This is a genomic window from Mesorhizobium sp. WSM4312, from assembly GCF_002294875.1.
GTDB lineage: Bacteria > Pseudomonadota > Alphaproteobacteria > Rhizobiales > Rhizobiaceae > Mesorhizobium.
Window position 1 is genome coordinate 441,584 of the sequence record NZ_NSFU01000001.1, and the last position, 22,296, is coordinate 463,879.

At 64.6% G+C, this 22,296-nt stretch carries 22 protein-coding genes; 4 read left to right on the forward strand and 18 right to left on the reverse strand.

Annotated elements, in window-relative coordinates:
• The first annotated feature begins 14 nt into the window (after nucleotides 1–14).
• Nucleotides 15–650: a dihydroxyacetone kinase subunit DhaL gene (dhaL, locus tag CK228_RS02080; RefSeq protein WP_095786702.1), complete on the forward strand. Its 636-nt coding sequence runs from the start codon at nucleotides 15–17 to the stop codon at nucleotides 648–650.
• On the opposite strand, the gene CK228_RS02085 is transcribed toward dhaL, so the two are convergent.
• From CK228_RS02085 to CK228_RS02095, 3 genes are read right to left on the reverse strand one after another with little or no spacing between them, the layout of a single operon-like run.
• On the reverse strand, nucleotides 647–1,087 hold the full coding sequence (locus CK228_RS02085; RefSeq protein WP_095786703.1) for an RpiB/LacA/LacB family sugar-phosphate isomerase: 441 nt from the start codon (nucleotides 1,085–1,087) through the stop codon (nucleotides 647–649). The genes dhaL and CK228_RS02085 overlap by 4 nt on opposite strands.
• A 27-nt stretch (nucleotides 1,088–1,114) precedes the next feature.
• Complete coding sequence (locus CK228_RS02090) at nucleotides 1,115–1,873, reverse strand: triose-phosphate isomerase (protein ID WP_095786704.1); 759 nt, start codon at nucleotides 1,871–1,873, stop codon at nucleotides 1,115–1,117.
• Between the two features lie 47 nt (nucleotides 1,874–1,920).
• Nucleotides 1,921–2,691 carry a DeoR/GlpR family DNA-binding transcription regulator gene (locus CK228_RS02095; RefSeq protein WP_095786705.1) on the reverse strand — a complete coding sequence of 257 codons (771 nt, stop codon included), beginning with the start codon at nucleotides 2,689–2,691 and terminating at the stop codon, nucleotides 1,921–1,923.
• Nucleotides 2,692–2,966: 275 nt separating this feature from the next.
• On the opposite strand from CK228_RS02095, the gene fba reads away from it, so the two are divergent.
• Nucleotides 2,967–4,031: a class II fructose-bisphosphate aldolase gene (gene fba / locus CK228_RS02100; RefSeq protein WP_095771163.1), complete on the forward strand. Its 1,065-nt coding sequence runs from the start codon at nucleotides 2,967–2,969 to the stop codon at nucleotides 4,029–4,031.
• A 62-nt stretch (nucleotides 4,032–4,093) separates the two neighbouring features.
• Here fba and CK228_RS02105 read toward each other — a convergent pair whose 3' ends face one another.
• From CK228_RS02105 to CK228_RS02155, 11 genes are all read right to left on the reverse strand, one after another.
• Nucleotides 4,094–5,035: a TIM barrel protein gene (locus CK228_RS02105; protein ID WP_095771164.1), complete on the reverse strand. Its 942-nt coding sequence runs from the start codon at nucleotides 5,033–5,035 to the stop codon at nucleotides 4,094–4,096.
• A 49-nt stretch (nucleotides 5,036–5,084) separates the two neighbouring features.
• A complete protein-coding gene (locus tag CK228_RS02110; RefSeq protein ID WP_179295776.1) occupies nucleotides 5,085–6,143 on the reverse strand; it encodes a class II aldolase in 1,059 nt (352 codons plus the stop codon).
• Nucleotides 6,143–7,660 (reverse strand): glycerol-3-phosphate dehydrogenase, encoded by a 1,518-nt coding sequence (locus tag CK228_RS02115; RefSeq protein WP_095771166.1) that lies wholly within the window; start codon nucleotides 7,658–7,660, stop codon nucleotides 6,143–6,145. Before CK228_RS02115 ends, CK228_RS02110 begins: the two co-directional genes overlap by 1 nt.
• 45 nt (nucleotides 7,661–7,705) lie before the next feature.
• Nucleotides 7,706–8,746: a 2-hydroxyacid dehydrogenase gene (locus CK228_RS02120; protein ID WP_095786706.1), complete on the reverse strand. Its 1,041-nt coding sequence runs from the start codon at nucleotides 8,744–8,746 to the stop codon at nucleotides 7,706–7,708.
• Nucleotides 8,747–8,756: 10 nt separating this feature from the next.
• Complete coding sequence (locus CK228_RS02125; RefSeq protein WP_095771168.1) at nucleotides 8,757–10,310, reverse strand: FGGY-family carbohydrate kinase; 1,554 nt, start codon at nucleotides 10,308–10,310, stop codon at nucleotides 8,757–8,759.
• Entirely contained in the window at nucleotides 10,310–11,434 is a 1,125-nt protein-coding gene (locus CK228_RS02130; protein WP_095786707.1) for an ABC transporter ATP-binding protein, read from the reverse strand. Before CK228_RS02130 ends, CK228_RS02125 begins: the two co-directional genes overlap by 1 nt.
• Entirely contained in the window at nucleotides 11,431–12,549 is a 1,119-nt protein-coding gene (locus CK228_RS02135; protein ID WP_095771170.1) for an ABC transporter ATP-binding protein, read from the reverse strand. The genes CK228_RS02130 and CK228_RS02135 overlap by 4 nt, the downstream gene beginning before the upstream one ends.
• Before the next feature lie 2 nt (nucleotides 12,550–12,551).
• The gene (locus CK228_RS02140) at nucleotides 12,552–13,409 is read right to left on the reverse strand and encodes a carbohydrate ABC transporter permease (RefSeq protein WP_095771171.1); all 858 of its coding nucleotides are present in this window, start codon (nucleotides 13,407–13,409) and stop codon (nucleotides 12,552–12,554) included.
• Between the two features lie 9 nt (nucleotides 13,410–13,418).
• Nucleotides 13,419–14,342: a sugar ABC transporter permease gene (locus CK228_RS02145; RefSeq protein ID WP_095771172.1), complete on the reverse strand. Its 924-nt coding sequence runs from the start codon at nucleotides 14,340–14,342 to the stop codon at nucleotides 13,419–13,421.
• 158 nt (nucleotides 14,343–14,500) lie between these two features.
• The gene (locus CK228_RS02150; protein WP_095771173.1) at nucleotides 14,501–15,946 is read right to left on the reverse strand and encodes an extracellular solute-binding protein; all 1,446 of its coding nucleotides are present in this window, start codon (nucleotides 15,944–15,946) and stop codon (nucleotides 14,501–14,503) included.
• A 46-nt stretch (nucleotides 15,947–15,992) separates the two neighbouring features.
• Nucleotides 15,993–16,967, reverse strand: coding sequence for a sugar-binding transcriptional regulator (locus CK228_RS02155; RefSeq protein ID WP_095786708.1), 975 nt, complete (start codon nucleotides 16,965–16,967; stop codon nucleotides 15,993–15,995).
• A gap of 188 nt (nucleotides 16,968–17,155) precedes the next feature.
• Here CK228_RS02155 and CK228_RS02160 point away from each other — a divergent pair, with 188 nt between their 5' ends.
• Both CK228_RS02160 and CK228_RS02165 read left to right on the forward strand, forming a co-directional pair.
• Nucleotides 17,156–17,314: a peptide ABC transporter permease gene (locus CK228_RS02160; protein ID WP_095771174.1), complete on the forward strand. Its 159-nt coding sequence runs from the start codon at nucleotides 17,156–17,158 to the stop codon at nucleotides 17,312–17,314.
• 106 nt (nucleotides 17,315–17,420) lie between these two features.
• Nucleotides 17,421–18,146, forward strand: a complete 726-nt coding sequence (locus CK228_RS02165) for an MgtC/SapB family protein (protein WP_095786709.1) — start codon at nucleotides 17,421–17,423, stop codon at nucleotides 18,144–18,146.
• A 17-nt stretch (nucleotides 18,147–18,163) separates the two neighbouring features.
• On the opposite strand, the gene CK228_RS02170 is transcribed toward CK228_RS02165, so the two are convergent.
• Genes CK228_RS02170 through CK228_RS02185 form a run of 4 tightly spaced genes read right to left on the reverse strand, consistent with a single transcriptional unit; the run spans nucleotide 18,164 to nucleotide 22,230 of the window.
• On the reverse strand, nucleotides 18,164–19,441 hold the full coding sequence (locus tag CK228_RS02170; RefSeq protein WP_095786898.1) for a trehalase family glycosidase: 1,278 nt from the start codon (nucleotides 19,439–19,441) through the stop codon (nucleotides 18,164–18,166).
• 22 nt (nucleotides 19,442–19,463) lie between these two features.
• Nucleotides 19,464–20,504, reverse strand: a complete 1,041-nt coding sequence (locus CK228_RS02175) for an ABC transporter ATP-binding protein (protein WP_095786710.1) — start codon at nucleotides 20,502–20,504, stop codon at nucleotides 19,464–19,466.
• 21 nt (nucleotides 20,505–20,525) lie between these two features.
• Complete coding sequence (locus CK228_RS02180) at nucleotides 20,526–21,371, reverse strand: carbohydrate ABC transporter permease (RefSeq protein ID WP_095771177.1); 846 nt, start codon at nucleotides 21,369–21,371, stop codon at nucleotides 20,526–20,528.
• Nucleotides 21,372–21,384: 13 nt separating this feature from the next.
• On the reverse strand, nucleotides 21,385–22,230 hold the full coding sequence (locus tag CK228_RS02185; RefSeq protein ID WP_095771178.1) for a sugar ABC transporter permease: 846 nt from the start codon (nucleotides 22,228–22,230) through the stop codon (nucleotides 21,385–21,387).
• Nucleotides 22,231–22,296: the final 66 nt, after the last annotated feature.

Consider the following 22,296-nt stretch of genomic DNA (forward strand, 5'->3'; position numbering starts at 1 on the left):
GAAAGAGCGTTCCCGTGACCATCGACACCGCTGACCTGAAAAGAATGTTCGATACGATCGCGGTGGCGATCGAGGCCGACAAGGACCGGCTCTGCCAGCTCGACGGCGTCATTGGCGACGCCGATCACGGCATTGCCATGGCGCTCGGCTTCAATGCCGTGCGCGATGCGCTGGCCTCGCTCGACCTCGCGGCGACCGAGCCGACGGCGTTGCTCAACACGGCGGCGAAATCGTTCCTCAACGCCGTCGGCGCGTCCTCGGGCCCGCTCTATGCGACGGCCTTCATGCGCGGCGGGGCTGCCGTCAAGGGCAAGGCGACGCTGGGGGACGCGGACTTCACCGCCCTGTTCCAGGCCATGGCACAAGGCATCAAGGATCGCGGCAAGGCCGAACCGGGCGAAAAGACGATGGTCGATGCCTGGCAACCGGCGGCCGAAGCGGCCGCCGCGGCCAGTGTAGCCGGCAAGACCTTGGCTCAGTGTCTCGAGGCGGCCCTTGCCGCCGCCGCGCGTGGGGCGGAAGCAACCAAGGACATGATTGCCGCCAAGGGCCGCTCCTCGCGGCTCGGCGAGCGATCGCTCGGGCATATCGACCCCGGCGCGGCATCGGCCGTCACCGTGATCGGCGCGATGCGCAAGAGCCTGAGCTAGCGCTTCGCTGCATCGAGCCTGTCGATCGCCTGGACATTGCCGGCCGACGGCCCCTTCTCGTCGAACTCGGAGGCGAGCCACGTATCGACGATCGCCTTGGCCAGTTCGGGGCCGATGACGCGGGCGCCCATGGTGATGATCTGCGCGTTGTTGGATTTCGCCGCGCGCTCGGCCGAATAGGTGTCGTGGGTGAGCGCGGCGCGGATGCCCGGCACCTTGTTGGCCGAGATCGAGACGCCGATGCCGGTGCCGCAGAACAGGATGCCCCGATCGTTCTCGCCGTCGACGATGGTCTGGGCGAGTTTTTGCGACAGGTCGGCATAGTAGCCGGCCTGGCTGAGATCGCTGACCGTCAGGCCGGATTTGGTGGCAAGGTGGGCGGCGATGACGTCGAGCAGCGGCTTGCCGGCGCTGTCGGCTCCAATGGCTATTTTCATGGTTGTCCCTTTCCGGTTCGGATGGTTTCAGATCGCCGCCGAGGCGCGGCCGAGAATGTCAATGTAACCGTCCGCCTGCCAGGCGGAGCGGCCGATGAAGAGGCCGTCTATATTGGGCTGGCCCACCAGCTCGGCGGCATTGCCGGGATTGACGCTGCCGCCATAAAGCACCGGCGGCAGCGACGGCAGCACGGCGCCGGCCACTGTCTTGATCAATGCCTGCTGCTTGTCGGCATAGTCCGCGCTGGCCGGAATGCCCTTGTCGCCGATCGCCCAGACCGGCTCGTAGGCGAACAGGATTTTCGCGCCCTTCGCCTCGCCTTCAAGGAATTGCAGCGCGCCCTCGACCTGGGCGCCCAGCACGGCATCGGCCTGCCCGCTTTCGCGCTCGGCCAGCGTCTCGCCGACACAGATCAACGGGATCAACCCGTGCTTCACAGCCGCTGCCGTTTTCAGGCCAACCGTGCGATCGGTCTCGCCAAAATGCTCGCGCCGTTCGCTATGGCCGAGTTCGACCAGATCGAGCCCGCAATCCCTCAGCATCAGCGGCGAGATCTCGCCGGTCCAGGCGCCGGCGTCGGCCCAATGCATATTCTGGGCACCGACCTTGATGTGCGTCGACGACAGCGCCTGCTTGACCTCGCGCACCGCCGTGAAGGGCGGTATGACGAAGGGCTGGATGCGGTCATCGAAACCGGGAATGAAGCCGGCCAGGCGCTGCGCGAAATCCAGCGCCTCGGCGAGCGTCTTGTTCATCTTCCAGCTTGTACCGACCCAGTAGACCACGCGTACTGCTCCTTAATTTTGCTGATCACGATCTCCCGATGCCGGGATCATGATCCCTTGTCGATGACCGTCAGCGAGACGCCGCCGGCATCCAGCACCGCGCGCACGCCCGGCTCCGGCGCGCGGCCGGTGAAGACCGCGTCGAATGCGCTGAGATCAGTCAGGAAATGCAGCGCCGTGCGGCCGAACTTGCCGTGGTCGACCAGCAGATATTTGCGGGTCGCCGCCGCTATCATCAGCCGCTTGGCCTGCACCACCTCCTGATCCTGGTGGAAGGCGGAAGCGCCATGGATGGCCGAAGACGACAGGAAGGCGACGTCGGCGCGCAGCGATTTGAGCGAAGCCTCGGCCAGCAGGCCGAAGAAGCCGTGGAACTTCTTGCTGTATTGGCCGCCGAGCGCGATCAGGTTGATCCCCCCGGCGCCGGCCAGTTCCTGGATGACGGCCAGATTGTTGGAGATCACCGTCAGCGGCCGCAGATCGGTGAGATGGCGCGCAATGCCTCCTGCCGTCGAGCCGTCATCGATGATCACCGTCTGGCCAGGTTCGATCATGGCCACGGCAGCCACCGCCAGACGCTGCTTTTCCTCGGTCGCCTGCTTCTGCCGGTAGCGGAAGTCGCTTTCGAACAGGCTGCTCGGCTGGATCGAAGCGCCGCCGCGCACCTTGCGCAGGAAACCGCTTTCCTCGAGCTCGTCGAGGTCGCGATGCACGGTCATCTTCGAGACGCCAAAGCGCAAGGCGAGATCGTCGACGCCGGCCTGACCGGCGTCCATCAGAAACTCCATAATGCCTTGCCGTCTGATGTCGCTCTTCATTGCCGCTGACCGCCAACGCCGAAGCGCGGCTGCTTGATCGGAGTTCAGAGATATAACAGCTATCGTCGCAAAAGTATCAAGTTTTTTGTGATAATGAGATGGATTCTTGGGATATTCCGCTTGCCCCGATCGCGGCGCTGTAACAAGAATTGCTGCCGGGACGGCCGGTGACGGTTGCGGTTGCGCGGAAATCCGGCCAGAAGCATCGGTGGGCTGGACGATGCGCGGACAGTCCGCAACCACCAGGTTTGAAACCAGATACGGGAGACTATTCGTTGGCTCGCATCACACTGAGACAATTGCTCGATCACGCCGCCGAATACGGCTATGGCGTGCCGGCCTTCAACATGAACAACATGGAACAGGGCCTCGCCATCATGGAGGCGGCGGAAGAGACCAAATCGCCTGTCATCCTGCAGGCAAGCCGCGGTGCGCGTGCCTATGCCAATGACGTGGTGCTGGCCAAGCTGATCGACGCGCTGGTCGAGATCCATCCCGACATCCCGGTCTGCATGCATCTCGACCACGGCAACAACGAAGCCACCTGCGTCACCGCGATCCAGTACGGCTTCACCTCGGTGATGATGGACGGTTCGCTCAAGGAAGACGGCAAGTCGCCGGCCGACTACGCCTATAATTCCGGCATCACCAAGCGCGTCGTCGACATGGCGCACTGGGGTGGCGTGTCTGTCGAAGGCGAGATCGGCGTGCTGGGATCGCTGGAGAGCGGCGGCGGCGAGCAGGAAGACGGCCACGGCGTCGAAGGCGCGATCAGCCACGACCAATTGCTCACCGATCCGGTGCAGGCCGAACAGTTCGTGCGCGACACCCATGTCGACGCGCTGGCGGTTGCCATGGGCACCAGCCACGGCGCCTACAAATTCTCGCGCAAGCCGGACGGCGCGGTGCTGGCGATGAACGTCATCGAGGAGATCCATCGCCGCCTGCCGAACATGCATCTGGTCATGCACGGTTCGTCTTCGGTACCGGAGGACCTGCAGGAGATCATCAACAAATATGGCGGCCAGATGAAGCCGACCTGGGGCGTGCCGGTGGAGGAAATCCAGCGCGGCATCAAGCATGGCGTGCGCAAGATCAACATCGACACCGACAACCGCATGGCGCTGACCGGAGCGATCCGCAAGGTGCTGACGGAAAACCCCAGCGAATTCGATCCGCGCAAATATCTGACGCCGGCAATGGCCGCGATGCGCAAGCTCTGCAAGGAGCGCTTCGAGCAGTTCGGCACGGCCGGCAACGCACCGAAGATCAAGCCGCTGCCGGTCTCGGAAATGGCCAAGCGCTACAAGTCGGGCAGCCTCGACCCGAAATTCGGCTGAGCCCCGGTCGATTGATCTGCTGAATTCAACGGGCAGGAGCCGCATCGGCCCCTGCCCGCTTTCTAACCGGCCTTTGGCAGAAGATCGGACCTGCCTGTCTCGATGAACGGCGCCCAGTAGTCGACGGACTCGCGGATCATGGCGACCACCTGATGGTCGACCGGCTCGCGCTCACGAAACGACAGTTCGAGGCAGATCTCGTTGTCGGTGCCGCCGCCGCGCCGCACCGTCTGCAGCAGTTTTTCAGGCGTGATGCGGCCGTCCCTGTTGTAGGCTGATGTGAACGGCCAATGGCCGCCCTTGTTCATCGACGACTGTTTGATGTGGATGATCGGCGATTTCGTGGGAAAGGCTTCGGCCCAGGCGTACGGATCGATGTCAGCCGGATTGCTCGAGGTGACGTCGCCATGGTCGATGTCGACCATCATCTCCAGCGGGATCGCCATACCTGCGGCGTCGATCGTACGCTGCAGCAGCCGGCAATTCTCGATGGTGTGGCCGAACTCGCGGCCAACCGACATCGGTTCCCAGAACAGATAGGTCAGGCCGGCCGCACGGGCGTGCTCGGCGACCTCGCGCCAGCAGTCCAGCGCGATGTCGAACAACCGCACGCGGCGCTGGGGGTCGTCAAAGTCGCGATGGGTGAAGATGGCGAATTGCGTGCCCATGCCACCGGCGCCAAGCTCGGCCGAGAGGTCGGCAAAGGTCTTGAACCAGTCAACATAGTAGCGGCGCACATCGGCGTCGGGGTGACCGAAATGATTGAGCCTGCCGTAAGGACCGGTCATGCCGGACGTGACACGCACGCCCGTGCGGGCGAGTGCGCCGCGAAACAGGCGGACGAATTTGACGATCGTCGCGGCGGGCCAGCCGGGATTGATGAATTCATGCGTGAGCTGCACGTCCCTTATGCCGATGTCATAGGCGATGGTGTCGATCAGGTCGTCCGGATCGGCGAAGCGATTGACCAGCGGATTGGTGTTGAGGGAGAGCGTGAAGGCCAAGGTCGCTATCCCTCCCCGACGCAAAGCAAGACATTGGAGCGGAATGCCGTCATTGCAGCGTCACCCCTTCGCGGTTGAGTTGCTGGCGGTATTTCTCGGCGTCCCAGTTCAGCAGTTCGGCGTTTTCCTTCGGACTGAGATAGTTGACGCGCGCAGCGCCATCGACGCGCGCGACGACGTCGGCCAGGCAACGCGCCATCGCTTCGGCGCCGGCATTGGCATCCCGGCGCATGAGCACACCCTTGCCGGGAAAGAGGATGGACGTCGGCGCGGCTGCAGTGCGGGCAACGACCGCCGCCGCGTCCTCGCCAGGGCCGGCGATCACCGAGCCGACGCCAAGGAAGATCACATGATCCGGGTAGAGGCTGCCGGAGGCGGCGATGCGGCAACTGGCGAGGTCGGTCGCAACGGCATGCGCGGCGGTCGAGGCCGGCAGCCGGTAGTCGCTGCCTGCGGCGAGCCTCAGCAGCGCATCGAGATCGGGGGGCGGAGCCGGGCGCGGCTGCCGTGCGAGCAGCCCGGTCACCCGTTGCAGCAGCAAGGCTGCCTCGGTGACCGTATCGGCAGCGACCACCAGGCCGTGATTGCCAAGCACGAGCACGTTGGCCGCGGGCTTCAGCCGCTCGGCGATCGCCTGCGCCAGCGGCAGGCCGGGTCGGCGATAGGGCACGAAGGCCCAGTCGAGGCCGCGCAGGCGCCCCTCCAGCAAGGCTTCGGCATTGGCCTGCACGGCGATCGAGATCGTCTCGACGCAATGGACGTGGACCACGATCTTCTGCGGCAGCAGCGCATGCACCGTCGTCTCGATGGAGGGCCGCAGCTGACGAGGGTTGAGGTCCGCCAGCGTGAACTGCCCCGCGGTCTCCGCCGCCGAGCTGCGATGCGCCACGGCATCAAGCAACGGCGCCAGCGCGACCGGCACCATGATCTCGTCGTCGCGCGCGTTCTTCAGCCAGGTGCCCGACGCCTTTATCCACAGCACACCGGCCTGCTTGATGGAGGTGTTGCCGCCGGCGCCCTGAACCAGCAACGGGTCGGCGCCGATGCTGGCCGACAAGGAGCGCAGCATGCGGAATTCCGCAGTGCCAGTATCGACGGAATGGACCATCAGCCTGTCCTCGCCAGCCGGTTCGCGCACCAATGCTCGAAGGCCACCCTTTCCTCGGCGGACAGATGCAGGCCGTGCTTGGTGCGACGCTCGAGAATATCGGCTGACGTCACGGCCCATTCCCGGTCGAAGAGATAGGCGGCCTCGCGCTCGAAGAAATCCTTGCCGAAGCAGCGCCCAAGCTCATCGAGCGAACGCGCCGCGCCAACCAAAGCCCGTGTCCTGGTGCCGTAGAGCCGGCCGTAATGCTTCAGCAGAGATGCCGGCATCCAGGGATATTCGCCTCCGAGATCGCCGAGGAACTGTTCGAAATCGGCATTGGCGATATCGCCGCCGGGCAGATGCGCCTTCGCGGTCCAGGGCTTGCCCATTTTGGGAAAGAACGGCGCGATCCTGTCCAGCGCATGCTCGGCCAGTTTGCGGAAGGTGGTGATCTTGCCGCCGAAGACGGAGAGCAGCGGCGCCTGTGCGTCCGGCGCGTCGAGCTCGAAAATATAGTCGCGGGTCACGGCACTTGGGTTGTCGGCATTGTCGTCATAGAGCGGCCTGACGCCGGAGAACGAATAGACGACATCGCCGCGCCCAAGGCCGCGCTTGAAATAGCGGTTGACCACCTTGATCAGGTAATCGATCTCGCTCTCATCCGCCGCCACGTCCTCGGGCCGGCCCTCATAGGGAATGTCGGTGGTGCCGATCAGAGCGAGATCGTTCTGATATGGGTTGATGAAGATCACGCGCTTGTCGCTGTTCTGGATGAGATAGGCTTGCCGCCCCTCCCAGAATTTCGGCACGACGATGTGGCTGCCCTTGACGAGGCGTACGTTGCGCCTGGAGTTCTGGCCGGCAACGCGGTTGACGATGTCGTTGACCCAGGGGCCGGCGGCATTGATCAGCGCGCGCGCCCGAACCACCGTCCTGATACCCGTCCTGCCCTCCTGCATCTCGACAACCCACAGGCCGTTCTCGCGGCGGGCGGCGGTGCAGGCGGTGCGCGTGAAAACCCTGGCGCCCCGCTCCGCGGCGTCGAGCGCATTGATGACGACGAGGCGGGCATCGTCGACCCAGCAGTCAGAATATTCGAAGCCGCGCCGGAAGGCATCCTTGATCGGCGCGCCCTCGGGCGCGGTGCGCAGGTTGAGCGTTCGAGTCGCCGGCAGCCGCTTGCGGCCGCCGAGATGGTCGTAGAGGAACAGGCCGAGCCGCACCAGCCAGGCCGGCCTGTCGTCGGGGCTGTGCGGCAGCACGAAGCGCATCGGCCAGATGATGTGCGGCGCCGATTCCAGCAGCACCTCACGCTCGATCAGCGCCTCCCGCACCAGGCGGAACTCGTAATATTCGAGATAGCGCAGGCCGCCATGGACGAGCTTGCCCGAGCGCGAACTGGTGCCTTCGGCGAGATCGTCCTTTTCGCACAGGATGACGGAAAGGCCGCGGCCCGCTGCGTCGCGGGCGATGCCGGCGCCATTGACGCCGCCGCCGACAACGAAGAGGTCGACGATTTCAAGGCCGCCGTTCATGTCGCCGCAGCCTCGATGCCGGTTTCATGCGTCATGGCCACTGCCTCAGCACGGATTGACCGGAGGCAGGCCGGCGAGGTAGCGGCGCACCTCTTCGGCGGCCTGTTCGGCGGCATAGGTGACGGTGCGCACCGAAGCGCCGGCGATGTGCGGCGTCAGCGTCACGTTGGGAAGCAGCAGCAAGGGCCAGTCCGACGGCACCGGCTCGACGGCGAACGTCTCCAGCATGGCGCTGGCGATCTGCCCTGAAACCAGCGCCTCGTAGAGCGCGTCATAGTCGACCAGCGGCCCGCGCGCGGTGTTGATGAGAATCACGCCCGGTTTCATCAGCGCGATGGTGTCCTTGCCGATGAGGCCGCGCGTCTCCTCGGTCACCCGGGGATGCAGCGTGACCACGTCGGAGCGGACGAGCAGATTGTCCAGAGCGACGAGTTCGACACCGGCATTGCGGTCGTCGGCGCTCAACTGCACATAGGGGTCGCAAACCAGGACGCGGCAGCCGAAGGCGCGCAGCAGCCGAACGACCTTGGTGCCGATGTTGCCGTAGCCGATGACGCCGACGGTCATCTCACTGAGCTCGCGGCCGGTGCGGTCGGCGCGGTATAGGTCGCCGCGCCATTCGCCCTTGCGCAAGGCCTCGTGGCCGACCCGGATCAGCCGTGTCTCGGCCAGGATGGCGCCAAGGGTGAACTCGGCCACGGCACTCGCGTTGCGGCCGGGCACATTGACCACGGTGATGCCTTGCGCCTTGGCCGCCGCCATGTCGATGTTGATCGGTCCGCCGCGCGAGACCGCGACCAGTCTAAGCGTCGGCAAGCGCCGCATCATGGCCTCCGACAGGGGCGCCAGCTGGGTGACGAGGATCTCGGCATCGCCGATGAAATCAACGACCTCGTCGGGATGGCCGAAATACTCCTTGACCTTGTCGAGGCCGAGCGCCGGATCGCCGAATTCCATCGGTTCATCGGGCCAGGCCGTCTGCAATGTCCTGATATCCAGGTCGCCACGCGCGACCTTCTCGATTTCGGCGCGAAACACCTGCGGAAGCATGAAGTTGTCGCCAATGATCGCTATTTTCTTACGCATACTCGACTTCTCAATTTGCCTGCACTGAAGCCATCGCGCGCCAGACAGGCCGCAACGCCTGATGCGCCAACATGTAGGACGGGGTCATCTTGTCGTAGATCGCGGCGAGGTTCCGGTCGCTCGGCTCGGCCTCGCCCAGCAGCGGCGTCACCCATTCGCCGACGCACGCGTCCATGGACGGGTAGAGACCCACGCAGACCGCGGCGATCATCGCCGCGCCCGCGGCGCCCGCCTCCTCGCGCGCGCTGGTGCGGATATCGGCCCCCACCGCCGCCCCCAGGATCTTGCGCAGCGCCGGGCTTCTGGCGGCGCCGCCGGTGAGGCGGACTTCGCGCGGCAGCGGCCCCATGGCCGCGTAGCAGTCGCGTGCCGCGAACGCCAAGCCCTCGAAGACGGCGCGGACAAGGTCGGCATAGCCGTGCCGCGAGGAAATGCCGACGAAGCCGGCCCTGGCATTGGCATCGACGAATGGCCCCCGCTCACCGGCTTCCGACACATAGGGCTGATAGAGCAGCGAGGCCGGCTGCGCGGCCGCGATCCAGGCATCGACCAGCGCGATCATCTCGCCATTGCTGCGCGAAATGCCTTGCGAGGCGAGAATGCCCGAGGCGAGCCCAAGCACCCAATCGATGTTGAGCGTCGCCGCCATGTTGGATTGCATCTGCGCGAACACGCCGGGCGCCGGCATCGCCATCGTATAACCGGTCGCCGCTTCGTTCAGTTGCACGTCGTCGGGGGTTGCGGCCAGCCGCATATGCATGCCGGTGGAACCGATGATCGAGCAGCCGGGCTTGCGCTCGCGGTCGAGCAGGCCGGCGCCGAGCGCGGTGCAGACGACGTCGACATAGCCGAGCACGACCGGCGTGCCAGCCAGCATGCCGGTGGCATCGGCTGCTGCCTGCGACAGAGCGGTGCTGTGCCTGGTGCCATCGACGATCGGCGGCAGCAGATGTCTCAGATCGGTGACGCCGAGCACGTCGAGCACATCGTCGCTGTAGTCGCGGGTGTGGAAATCGCCGAAAGTGAAGGTGCCCTCGGACGGATCGGTGGCGCGTTCACCGGTCAGCTTGAAATAGAGCCAGTCCTTGCAATGGAATGCCGTTGCCGCCTTACCAAGCATTTCGGGCATGGCGCGCTTCATGAAGACGAATTGCGAACCCTGCTGGCAGGCGGCGAGCCCGCTGCCGGTCTTCTCGAAGCGAAGCCGGTCCTCGGGCCGCGCGCGGATTTCCTCGACGATGGCCGCGGCGCGCGCGTCGAGCCAGAGCCAGCCTTTGGCGACCGGCTCGCCCTTGTCGTCGATCAGCCAGGTGCCGTCGCCCTGTCCAGTGACTGCTATCGCCACCGTCCGGTTGGCCAGATTGGGCACTTTGTCGGCGAGCTGTCGCAAGGTCGTGGCGGCATCGCTCCATGTGCGCGCCAGATCCTGTTCGGCGCCGCCGCCCGGCAGCGTTTCATAGTGGTTGGGCAACGCGGCGGCGGCAATCTGCCGGCCCGACGTGTCGAAGGCGATGGATTTGATGACGGAGGTGCCGGCGTCGATGCCGATCAGGATGTCGCGCATCAGGCAAGCTCCATGCCGTGCGAGATCGCCTTGCCGCTCGCCTGGTCGAAGACATGCAGGTTTTTCGGATCGATGGTGACATTGATCGGCGCACCCAGATCGAGGCGGGTGCGGTCGTGTTCGACCAGGACCAGCGAACCGCCGGCGAAGTCGGCGGCGATGTGGGTCTGGTCGCCGAGCCATTGGTTGGCTGAGACCCTGGCGGGAACACCCTCCTTCGAGCGTCGGACCGCGTAAGGCCTGATGCCGATAACCACCCGCTCGCGACTGAGCAATTGATCGCGAACCGCAGCGCTGAAGGCGTCCTTGTCGTAGTCGAGCGACAGGCCGTCGGGCAGCTTGAGATTGATGCGGCCGGCGGCGGTTGCGACATAGGCCTCGAAGACGTTCATCGGCGGCTCGCCGACGAAGGTGCCGGTGAACAGGTTCGCCGGGCGTTCCTTGATCTGGTCCGGCGTGTCGAACTGCTGCAGCACGCCGCCTTCCATCACCGCGATGCGGTCGGCAAGCGCATTGGCTTCGGTCTGATCGTGAGTGACCAGGATCGCGGTCAGGCCGCGCTCCTTGATGAAGTGCTTGATACGGCCGCGCAGCACGGCGCGAAGCTGCGGTTCGAGCTGTCCCATCGGCTCGTCCAGCAGATGTAGGTCGGCCTCGCGGATCAGTGCCCGTCCAAGGCTGGCGCGTTGCTGCTGGCCGCCGGAAATCGAACTCGGATAGCGCTCCAATATGTCCTCGATCTCGAGCAATTTGGCGATGCTGGCGACCTTAGCGTCGACCTCGCTTTTCGGCAGCCGGGCAGCCTTGAGCGCAAAGGCCATATTCTCGCGCACGGTCAGCGGCGGATAGAGCGAATAGCCTTCGAAGGCCATCGCCACATTGCGCTTGACCGGCGGCAAGGTGTGCACCCGACGGCCACCGACCGAGATGGCGCCGCGCGACACCTCCTCGAAACCGGCAATCATGCGCAGCGTCGACGTCTTGCCGCAGCCGGACGAGCCAAGCAGGGCGACGATCTCGCCCTTGCCGATTTCCATCGTCAGGCTCTTGACCGCATGCACGCCGCGATCGATCGGGCCGTAAAATTTGTCGACACCTGAAATGGTGAGCGCGCTCTGGCTCATGCGGCTTCTCCATTGCGCAAGGTGACGACGTTCTTCGAACCGAGGCGGTCGCCGCTGGCGTGATCGAACAGCAAGGCGCTCTTGCCGTCGACGGCGATATGGACCTTGCCCTCGCTGCGGCCCGGCGTTCCGGCCGGGCGCGAGACCAGGATCTCGCGGCCGCGCACGGTGCGCACAAGCGTGACGATCTTTTCGTTGAGCGGCGTCTCGGCCTCGACCGTCACCGGGATGGCGCCCGGGATACCCTCCTCGACGAAGCTCAGCGCTTCCGGCCGCAGACCGATGACGCAATCGCGGCCGACCGCCGCGTCGTAAGCGCCGGCCAGATGGACCTGGACGTTGGACAGGCCGACATAGATCCCCCTGGTATCCCGCGCGGGCTTCACGTCGAGCAGATTGATGGTGGGGTCGCCGAACAGCCGCGCGATCTCGATATTGGCCGGTTCGCGATAGATCTGCTCGGGCGTGCCAAGCTGCCGGATGACGCCCTGTGACATGACGGCAATGCGATCGCCGAGTGCCATGGCTTCCTTGTAATCCTGGGTGACGTAGACGACGGTGGCGCCGCGATCGGCAAGCAGGCGCGGCAGTTCGAGCCGCATCTCGAAACGCAGCTTGGCGTCCACATTGCGCAAGGGGTCGTCGAGCAACAGCAGCGGCGGCGAACCGACCAGCGCACGGGCAAGCGCGGTGCGCTGCTTCTGGCCGTTGGAAAGCGCGCGCGGCTTGTGCGAGAGCACATGGGCGATCTTCAACAGCTTGGCGACGCTTTCGACGCCGGCCTTGATGGCGCCGGGCGAGGACCGCTTGGCCTCCAGAGGCGTTGCGATGTTGTCGAACGCACTCATATGCGGAAACAGCGCGAAATTCTGGAACGCCATGCCGACGCCACGGAATTCCGCGTCGACATCGGTCATGTCGTCGCCGCCGATGAAGATCTTGCCCTCATCCGGATCGATGACGCCGGCGACCAGGCGCAGCAGCACCGTCTTGCCGGCGCCGGACGGGCCGAACAGGACAAGGGTCTCGCCGTCGGCAACCGTCAGCGACAGATTGTCGAGGACGGTCTGGCTCTTGTAGCGCTTGACGATGTTTTTGAGTTCGAGGCTGGCCATGTCTATCCTTTCACCGCGCCAAGCGAGAGGCCTTCGACGAGATAGCGCTGCGCATAGAGGGCGAGCGCCAGCGTCGGTGTGATCGAGAGCACGATGGCCGCCGAGATCTGGCCGTACTGGATGCCGGAGGAGGTGATGAAGGCAAGCGCGCCGACCGTCACCGGCTGCTTGTCGGCCGAGGCCAGCACCAGCGCGAAGACGAAATTGTTCCAGGCGAAGATGAAGGCGAGCAGGCCGGCGGCGGCGATGCCGGGACCGGCGAGCGGCAGCGCGATCTTGCGGAAGGTGGCGAACCAGGAATGGCCGCCGATGCGGTAGGCATATTCGATGTCGGCCGGAATATCCTCGAAATAGCCGCGCACGATCCACAGGATCAGCGGCAGGCAGATCAGCTGGTAGACCCAGATCAGCCCGACATAGGTGTTGGCGAGACCAAGCTTCTGGAAATAGAGGGTGAGCGGCAGCAGCACCAGCAGCGCGGGCGCGAACTTGAACGACAGCAGTGTGAAGGCGATGTCCTCCGAGCCTCGGAATTTGTGGCGCGCGAAGGCATAGGCCGCCGGCACGCCGAGAAGCAGCGAGACCGCGACCGAGGTCACCGACAGGAACACCGAATTCCAGAGGTTGCGCATGAAGGCGATGTCGAGCGTGCCGGCGGCGGTCATCAGCTTACCGGTGACCAGCGCGGTGTAGTTGGCGAGCGTCGGCTCGAAGATCAGCTGCGGCGGGATGCGCAGGATCGTCTCGTTGGTCTGGAACGACATCATGAAGATCCAGACGATCGGGAACATGAAGAAGATCACGACCAGCGTCAGGGCTATGCCGCGCAGGATGCGCTCGAGAAGCGAGGTGTGTTCCATCCCGGCCTCCTATGCCTGGCCACGGGCGCGTTCGCGCAGCCTGAGCCAGTTCTTGATGAAGATGTTGGAGAGGAAATAGGTGATCGCCCACAGGATGATCATCAGCGCCGCCGAGCGGCCGACATTGGTCGACTGGAAGAAGTTGAGATAGGCCTCGACCTGGAAGACGGTCAGCGTGTCGCCCGGCCCGCCTTGTGTCATCGCATAGATGATATCGAACTGCTGGATGGAATCGAGCAGCCGGAACAAAGTCGCCGTCAGGATGTAGGGCGTCAGCATCGGCAGTGTGATGCGGAAGAAGACGAAGCTTCGCGGCACGCCATCGAGCGCGGCCGCTTCGAAGGGCTGCGTCGGCAGGCTGCGCAGGCCCGCGAGCAGCAGGATCATGATGAAGGGCGTGTAGACCCAGATATCGACCAGCACCACCGTGAACAGCGCCGTCGACGGCGACGACGCCCAGCGGAAATCCTGCAGGCCGATGAGGCTGGCGACATAGCTGAGCACGCCGAAGCCGGGATTGGTCATCAGCTTCCACATCAGCGCGGCAAGTGCGGGCGCCGTCATCAGCGGCATCAACAGCATGATCGAGATGAAGTTGTTCAGCGTCGAGCGCTTCTGCAGCAGCAAGGCGATGGCGAGGCCGAGAAGCAGTTCCAGCACGACTGTGGTGCCGGCATAGAGCAGCGACACCTTGAGCGTATTCCAGAATTTCGGGTCGGTGAAGAAGGAGATGTAGTTGTCGCCCCAGTTGAACTGCCGCGCCCAGGGCTGGCTCAACCGATAGCGCTGGAAGGAATAGACGACCGAGGTGAGGAACGGGATCAGGATGCCGATGCAGACGAGCAACGCCGGCAGGCTGAGCACATAGGGCAGCACCCGCTTGCTGATCCTGAAGCCGGATGGCTTGGGCCTTTGCGATACCACCGCAGTCATCGAGTTGCTCCGTTGTTGCTGTCGCTTCGCCCTGCCGGCCGCCCAAGGGAGCAAGGCGACCGGTGGGGCGAATGGCGGCTACCTTCCGGCACCGCATCGCAAACGTGAAAAGGCGTGATGAGGGCCGGCCGGCCAGGCAGGCCGGCCCTCGTTGCGACTTAGCCGAGCCCGGCTTCCTTGAGCTGGCCGTTGATGCTTTCGGCGAGCTTGTCGAGGCCCTCGTCGACCGGCACTTCCTTGGCCACCATCTTCTGCAGCGTCGCCGCCCATTCGGTGGTGAGATCGAAGAACAGCGGCTGGGCGGTGAACTTGATCGAGGCGCCCGGCGCCGAGGCGTCGAACATCTCGACATAACCGGGATAGCTCTTGTTCAGCTTTTCGCGGAACATCTCGTCCTTCCAGACCGACTGGCGGACCGGATTGACGAAGTCCATCTTGGTCGCGCCGAACAGCCCATGCTCCGGCCCGGAGGCCCATTGCATGAAATACCAGGTGGCGTCCTTGTCCTTCGAGAAATTGGACATCGCCAGCGACCAGATCCAGATGTTGGGCGTCGCCGCCTTGGCTGCCGGGTTGGCCTTGAAGCTTGCGAAGGCGAGCTTGCCGGCCATCTTGTTGTCGCCGCCATTCATGAAGTAACCGAGGATATCGGCGTCGAAGATCATCGCCGAGGCGCCGGCGCCGAGATCGGTGCCGACCTGATACCAGGTGTAGGTCGACCAGTCCTTGGGGCCGCTCTCCTGGATCATCTGAACCCACTGCTTGTGGAAAGCCTTGGACTGGGTGGTGTTCATAGCGGCCGACAATTTGCCGTCTGCCGAAACGTTGAGGTCCTTCTGGTCAAAATTGGCGTAGGCCGACAGGAAGCCCGGATGGATCGTCGCCCAGGAACGCGAGCCACGCACGCCGATGCCATAGACGCCGCCACCGACATCCTTGGTGAGCTTGGCCGCCGCGGCAACCATCTCGTCCATGTTGCCGGGAATGGTGACGCCGGCCTTGTCGAACATCGCCTTGTTGTAGGTGATGTTGTTCTGTTCGAAGCCCCACGGAATGCACCACTGCTTTGCATCATCCGAACCCAGCGCGCCGCCCGGCTTGCCATTCCAGGCACAGGAATTCTTGACGCCGGGCAGGAAGTCGTCCCAGGCATAGTTCGGGTTGGTCTTGGCCGGATCCTTGATCCATTCATTGAGGTCGGTGATCCAGCCGGCAGGGCCATAGGTCCAGGTCATGTAGGCGCCGGTCATGAAGGCATCGTATTCGGGCGAGCTTGCCGAAAGGGCTGCCGTGACCTTGTCGAAATAGACGTCTTCCGGGAACACGTCATAGACGACGTTCATGCCGGTCAGCTTCTTGAAGTTTTCGAGATCGGCGATCATCGCATCGGCATAGGGATGCTTGTTGAGCAGGAGCTTGATGGTCTTGCCCTTATGCGCCTGCCAGTCGAAGTCGGCGGCAAGCGCGCGGGTCTGCCCAAGATTGAGCAGCGTGCCGGCGGTGCCGGCGGCAAGGCCCATGGCACCGAGGCCCTTGATCAGCCCGCGACGGTCGACTTGTCCGCGCAGGAAGGCATCAATGAGGTCTTTCTCTTTCTCATGCATTTCGTCTTCTCCTCCACAGGGTAGTTTCAACTGAAACTGATACCGGCTACCCGACCGGCGTCTCTTCCACGAGCGATCGCGCCGTCCGCTCGTCTGTTATCAAGCCCTTGAGATAGCGGCCTTCGAGCACCGACTTGATGGCGCGAACCTTGATCTTGCCGCCGGCGACGGCGACGATCCGGCGGCTGGCAATGTCCTCTCGCGTCAAGGCCAGCGCCCGGTCGGAAACGGTCGTCGCCACCGCCTTGCCGGCGTCGTCGAAGAAATGGCCGAGCAATTCGCCGACGCCGCCATTGCGGCGGATCTCCTCCATCTCGCCCTTTTCGATCATGCCGGTGGCAACCAGCGACGCCTCGCGTTCGGCGGTGCCGATGCCGGCGAACAACAGGTCGGCGGAGCGCGCGAGATCGAAGACCTCGCTGATGCCCTTCTGCCCGAGCAGGACGGTGCGGTCCTCGGCCGTGTTGGCGAACATCGGCACCGGCATGACATAGGCTTCGGCGCCCGTGCGTTCGGCCAGGCGGTGGATGACGTCATGCGGGTTGGCCGAGAATTTGCGCGTCAGGCCGCCCAGCAGCGAGACGAAGCGGATCTTGTCGGTCGAGGTGCGCGGCAGATATTCCACGCAGGCGGCAAGCGTGCGGCCATGGCCGACGCCGATCAGCGCTTCCTCGCCGCGCTCGATCTCGCGCTTGAGGAACTGCGCGCCGGCAATGCCGAGCGCCTTGAGCGGCAGATCCTCGGAATCGAAGTCCGGAACCACCTCGCAATAATCGAGGCCGTAGCGGCGGGACAGTTCGTCCTCGAGCTCGACGCATTCCGACACTTCGCCGTCGATATAGACCTTCACCAGCCCTTCCTGGTTGGCCTTGGTGATGAGGCGATGGGCCTTGAGGCTGGTCAGCCCCAGCCGCTTGGCGACCTCGGACTGGGTCAGGCCGCCGGCATAGTGAAGCCACGCGGCACGCGTCGCCATGCTGGTTTCGTCGTCGCGCAGGAGGCCGTTGCCGAACCCTACCATTTCCACCCTATGATATTTTTATCAGTTGCTGCAAAATTTTTCACAAGGCTTCGCCGGAGTCAAGCGCCGCCGTTCAAATCGCGCGGCGGCGTGGTCGATGGGCCGCGCGTTCGGCTGGAACCTCGAGGGGGCAAAACGGTTCTTCAGTTGAGGTTCAGGGTCGCAGCGCCGGCCGGAAGGAGCACGTCATGAGCAAGGATCGCGGCAGGCAGGGACCGGTTTTTTCCGGACAGGACGCAAGGCAGGGCGAAATCATCCTGCGCACCCGCGCGCAGCGAATCATCTTCATCGCCGGCCTGGTCGGTATCGTTGTCCTGGCACTGGTGCTGGGTTTCGCCGTCCGGTGACCGACACGCCAGGCTCGCCCCGAGGGCGTGAAGCATAGCGCCGCGAGGAACCATCGGTGCCGGGCGGTGTTGAAAATCCCGGGAATGGGGGGCGGAGCACGGAACGATGTTCGAACCGCTTTGCTGCGATATGCCGCTTCATCCGACCTGGCCCGATCTCGTCGCACGCCTCCTGCTTGTGCTGGCGGCAGGTTTCCTGATCGGTCTGAACAGGGAAGCGCGCGGCCACACCGCAGGGCTTCGGACGACCATCCTGGTCGGGCTTGCCGCCGCGGTTGCCATGATCCAGGCCAACTTGCTGCTCGATACGATGGGCAAGGGAGCGGACTCCTTCGCTCGCATGGATGTGTTGCGTTTTCCGCTTGGCGTGCTGACCGGCGTCGGCTTCATCGGCGGCGGCGCCATCCTCCGGCGCGGCGATCTCGTGACCGGCGTCACCACCGCCGCCACGATGTGGATCATGACGATGATCGGGCTTGCGTTTGGCGGCGGCCAGTTCGGCCTTGCCGCAATCACGACGCTGCTGACCCTGGTGACGCTTCAGGCGCTGAAATGGGTCGACCTCCGGATCCCGCGCGACCACCATGCGGTCCTGTCTGTCTCCTGGGCGAAGGAATCCCCGCCCGACCTTCAGGAGATGGTGCGCCCGCTTGGCTATGACGCGCGCCTTTCGATGATGGAGCACGACGCCGACCGCGACCGCTTCATCTACTCGTTCAATCTCGAATGGAAGCAGCCCGACGCGATCGAACCGTCGACGGAAATCCTGGCGCTGGTCGCCCGGCAATGCGAGATCGAACGGTTTGAGCTGATCGGCGAGAAAGCGTCCTGAAGAGGCGGCCAGCGCACTTACGCACCACGCAGGAACTCGATCACCATCGCCGCCGTCCATGTGAAACGGCCGCCGCCGAGCGGCTCGCCGGTCAGCGGATCGTAGTATTCGGCAAAGCCGCTTTCCCGGATGAGATCGAGGCTGGACTGAGTGATGCGCCGCGCCACTTGGCCGTGGCCGGCGGCGGTAAGCCCATCTGATATCATGTAGTTGACCACCAGCCAGACCGGACCGCGCCAATAGCGCTTGGCGTCGAAGCGCGGATCGCCTGGATCATGCGACGGCACGACATAGCGTGCCTTGCCGGCAAGCCGTTCGACGGTTGCGGCGATTGCGGCGGCACGAGGCTTGGGGATGGCCGCGAAGGCCGGCAGGAGGCCGCCCACCGACGCGCTGTCGATCAAATCGCCGGTGACGCGGTCGAGGCAGAGGTATTGGCCACGCGCCTCGCTCCACAGCCGTTCCATGGCCGCCAGGCCCTTTTGCGCGCGGGCACGGTTGGCGGCGGCAATTTCGGTCTCGCCGAGTGCCTCGGCGAGATCGGCAAGATCGGTCGCGGCACGGATCAGGATGGCGTTGAAGCCGGGATCGACGACCTGGAAGGGCGAGGCGTCATGCAGCCTCGCATTGTTCCAGCCAAGCCCGCGAAAATGCTGCACCAGCCAGATGTAGCGGTCATACTGCTCGCGCGTTGGCCGATGCGCCGGGTCGGCATGCAAGGTGTCGCGGCGCGTATAGGGCTCGACGCCGTCGGTCGGCACGCGCTCGAAGGCATCGTCCCAGTCAATGGAATTGTCGCGGCCGGACTCCCAGGGATGGATGATGGCGACCAGCCCCTCCCCCTTGGGGTCGCGGTTCTCATAGAACCAGCGGTGCCAGGCATCGATCTTCGGCAGCAATGCGCGAGCCCGCTCCGCCGCCAGTTTCTTGTCGTTCGCCCGGTCGAACAGCCGGCGCGCGGCAAAGCCGGCGACCGCCGGCTGGGTGATGCCGGATGTCGCTGTCGGACGGCCAGTCCGCCAGACTTCGGGGCCGGGAAAATAGCCGTCGTTCCAGACGTGAAAGACGATGTGCGGCACCATGCCGTCCGGCCACTGATGCGCGAACAAGGTCTCCATCTCGGTCCAGGCCCGCGCCTCGTCGTAATGGGCAAGGCCGAGCGCGGTCAGGCAGGAATCCCAATTCCACTGGAACGGGTAGAGATCCTTTGTCGGGATGGTGTAGGCGCCATGGTCGTTCTCCCTGAGCACCTCGACGGCGCGGGCGATGATGTCGGCATTGGCAGAAGAAGTCATGGGCGTTTCAGGGCTTTCGGTGTCAAAGGGCATTGGTGGTTTCGGGATCGAACCAGCGGATGCGGTCGGGTTTGGGCGCCAGGCGCAGATCGTCGCCGACCTGAACGCCGGCGTTGGAGTCCAGGATGGCGCGGAACAGGCCGCCCTCGACATCGCAGGTGACCAGCGTGTGCGGCCCGAGCGGCTCGATGACGCGCACCGTGGCGTGCAAACCCTCGCCGCCCGCGTCGACATCCTCGGGACGGATGGCGAATTCGAGCTTCGGCCTGTCCGAGCTGGGGCCCGGCAGCGTCAGCCCGGCAACGGTCCACCTGCCGTTCGCGGCCTTGGTCGCCGGGATAAAATTCATCGGCGGATTGCCGATGAAGGAGCCGACGAAACGTGCGGCCGGATTGCGGTAGACCTCGACCGGCGAGGCCGCCTGGACGATGCGGCCCTGATGCATGACGGCGATGCGGTCGGCGAGGCTCATCGCCTCGACCTGGTCGTGGGTGACATAGATGGTGGTGGTCTTCGATGCCGCCAGCACGCCCTTGAGTTCGGCGCGCATTTCCAGCCGCAGCAGCGCGTCGAGGTTCGACAGCGGCTCGTCCATCAGGATGACGTCGGGCTCCATGGCGAGCGCGCGGGCGACCGCGACACGCTGGCGCTGGCCGCCGGACAATTGGCCGGAATAGCGCTTCAGCAATTGCTCGATGTGCATGAGTTCGGCGGTGCGGTTGACGCGGCGCTCGACCTCCCGCTGCGGTAATTTCTTCATGCGCAGGCCGAAGGCGATGTTCTCGAACACGGTCAGATGCGGAAAGACCGCATAGTTCTGGAACACCATGGCGATGCCGCGCTCACGTGGCGGCAGATGGTCGACGCGGCGCCCACCGATCCACACCTCGCCCTGGCTTGGGCGTTCCAGCCCGGCGACAATCCTGAGCAACGTGGTTTTGCCGCAGCCCGACGCGCCGAGCAGCACCATGAATTCCTGGTCAGATATTGTGAGGTCGACCTGATGCAGCGCGGTGAAGCCGCCGAAGCGCTTGGCCACGCCCTTGATCGCGATTTCAGCCATGGGCCGTCTCCGTGTAACGCATCATCGGTTGGCGATCCCCCACATGGCGAAAAGGTATTTGCGGACGGCGAAGATGAAGATCAGCGCCGGCACGACCAGCGCCGCCCCGCCGGCGAATTTGAGATAGAGCGGCGACTCGCCAAGGCTCTGCAGCAGGAAGGCGGTCAGCGTACGGTTTTCGATGGTGAGCACGGCAGCCGCGAACACCTCGTTCCAGGAGATGGTGAAGGCAAATACCGCCGATGCGGCTATGCCCGGCAGCGCCAGCGGCAGGATCACCTTGCGGAAGGCCTGCCAGCGCGTGCAGCCGAGCGTCCAGGCTGCTTCCTCCAGCTCAACGGGAATGCCCGAAAACAGCGAGAAGGTGATCAGCACGGCGAACGGCAGCGCCAGTGTGGTGTGCACCAGCGCCAGCCCGATGGCGGTGTCGTCGAGGCCGGTGCGGATGAACATCACCGCCAGCGGCAGCGCCAGAAGCGGCAGCGGGAAGGCCCTGGTCATCAGCACCAGGAAGCGGAAGCTGCCCTTCCCTGGAAAATCGAAGCGCGACAGCGCGTAACCGGCCGGCGCGCCGAAACCGATGGCCAGGATCATCGTCAGCGTGGCGACGAGCACCGAATTCCACAGCGCCCTGGCAACGCCGGCGAAATTGATGAAGAACGAGAGGCTGCCGAGATCGAAGGACGGGAAGAAGCGCTTTGGGAAAGCCGTCACCTGATCGGGCGACGACAGCGCGTTGACGATCAGCAGATAGATCGGCAACAGCACCCAGACGCCAAGCAGGATGGCGGTGGCGATCAGCAGCCAGTCGCCGGCCTTGCGTGCGTCGGCGACGGCTGCGACCGGCGTCTCCGCAACGGCGCTCATATCCGGGCCTCCTTCATATCCGTGCCTCCTTGGGCACACGCAGCACCCTGAGGAAAAACAGCGTGAAGCCGATCGAGATGGCGAGGATGAGCAGCGCCGAGGCGGCGGCGACATTGCGGTCCTGCAGCGTGAACTGCCAGTTGTAGGTTTCGCCCATCAGCACCGGCAGATTGGTACCGCCGAGTGCCGCGACCACGGCGAAGACCTCGAAGGCGAGGATGACGCGCAGGATGATCGCTGTCTGCAGGCTGGGGCGCAGCAATGGCAACGTGATACGCCGGAAGCGCTGCCACGGGCTTGCCCCGAACACCTCGGCCGCCTCGTAATATTCCTTGGGGATCAGACCCATGCCGGCGACGAGGATGACCATCATGATTGCCGTGGCCCGCCAGATCTCCGCCAGCGCCACGGCGATGAAGATGGTCAGCTTGCTCTGGTAGCCGAGGAACATGACCGGCCTGTCGACGACGCCCAGGCTGGAAAGCAGCGTGTTGAGGAAGCCGGACTGGTCGAAGATGGCGAGCCAGATCAGCCCGGCGGCGAGGTCGGAAATGCCGAGCGGAATGGCGAAGACGTAAAGGGCCGCGCTGCGCCCGGTCTCCAGCCGCGACACCACGCTTGCCATCAGCAACGCCATGGTCAGTTGGATCGGCACGACGATTGCCGCCAGCATCAAGGTGTTGCGCACCGTGGCGGGGAATTTCCAGCTGCCGGCCATGGTGCGGAAATTGTCGAGGGTGAAGGCGCCGTCGCGGGTGACCGCCTCGAAGGCGACGAGCGCGAATGGATAAAGGAAGAAGATGCACAGGAACAGTGTCGCCGGCATCAGCAGCAGATAGGGCAGAGCCTTGCCGTGCATGGTGTTTGTCCTTTGCGATGCCGCCGTGCCGCGGTCTGGGCGCCCGGAGTGCAACAAACTCCGGAC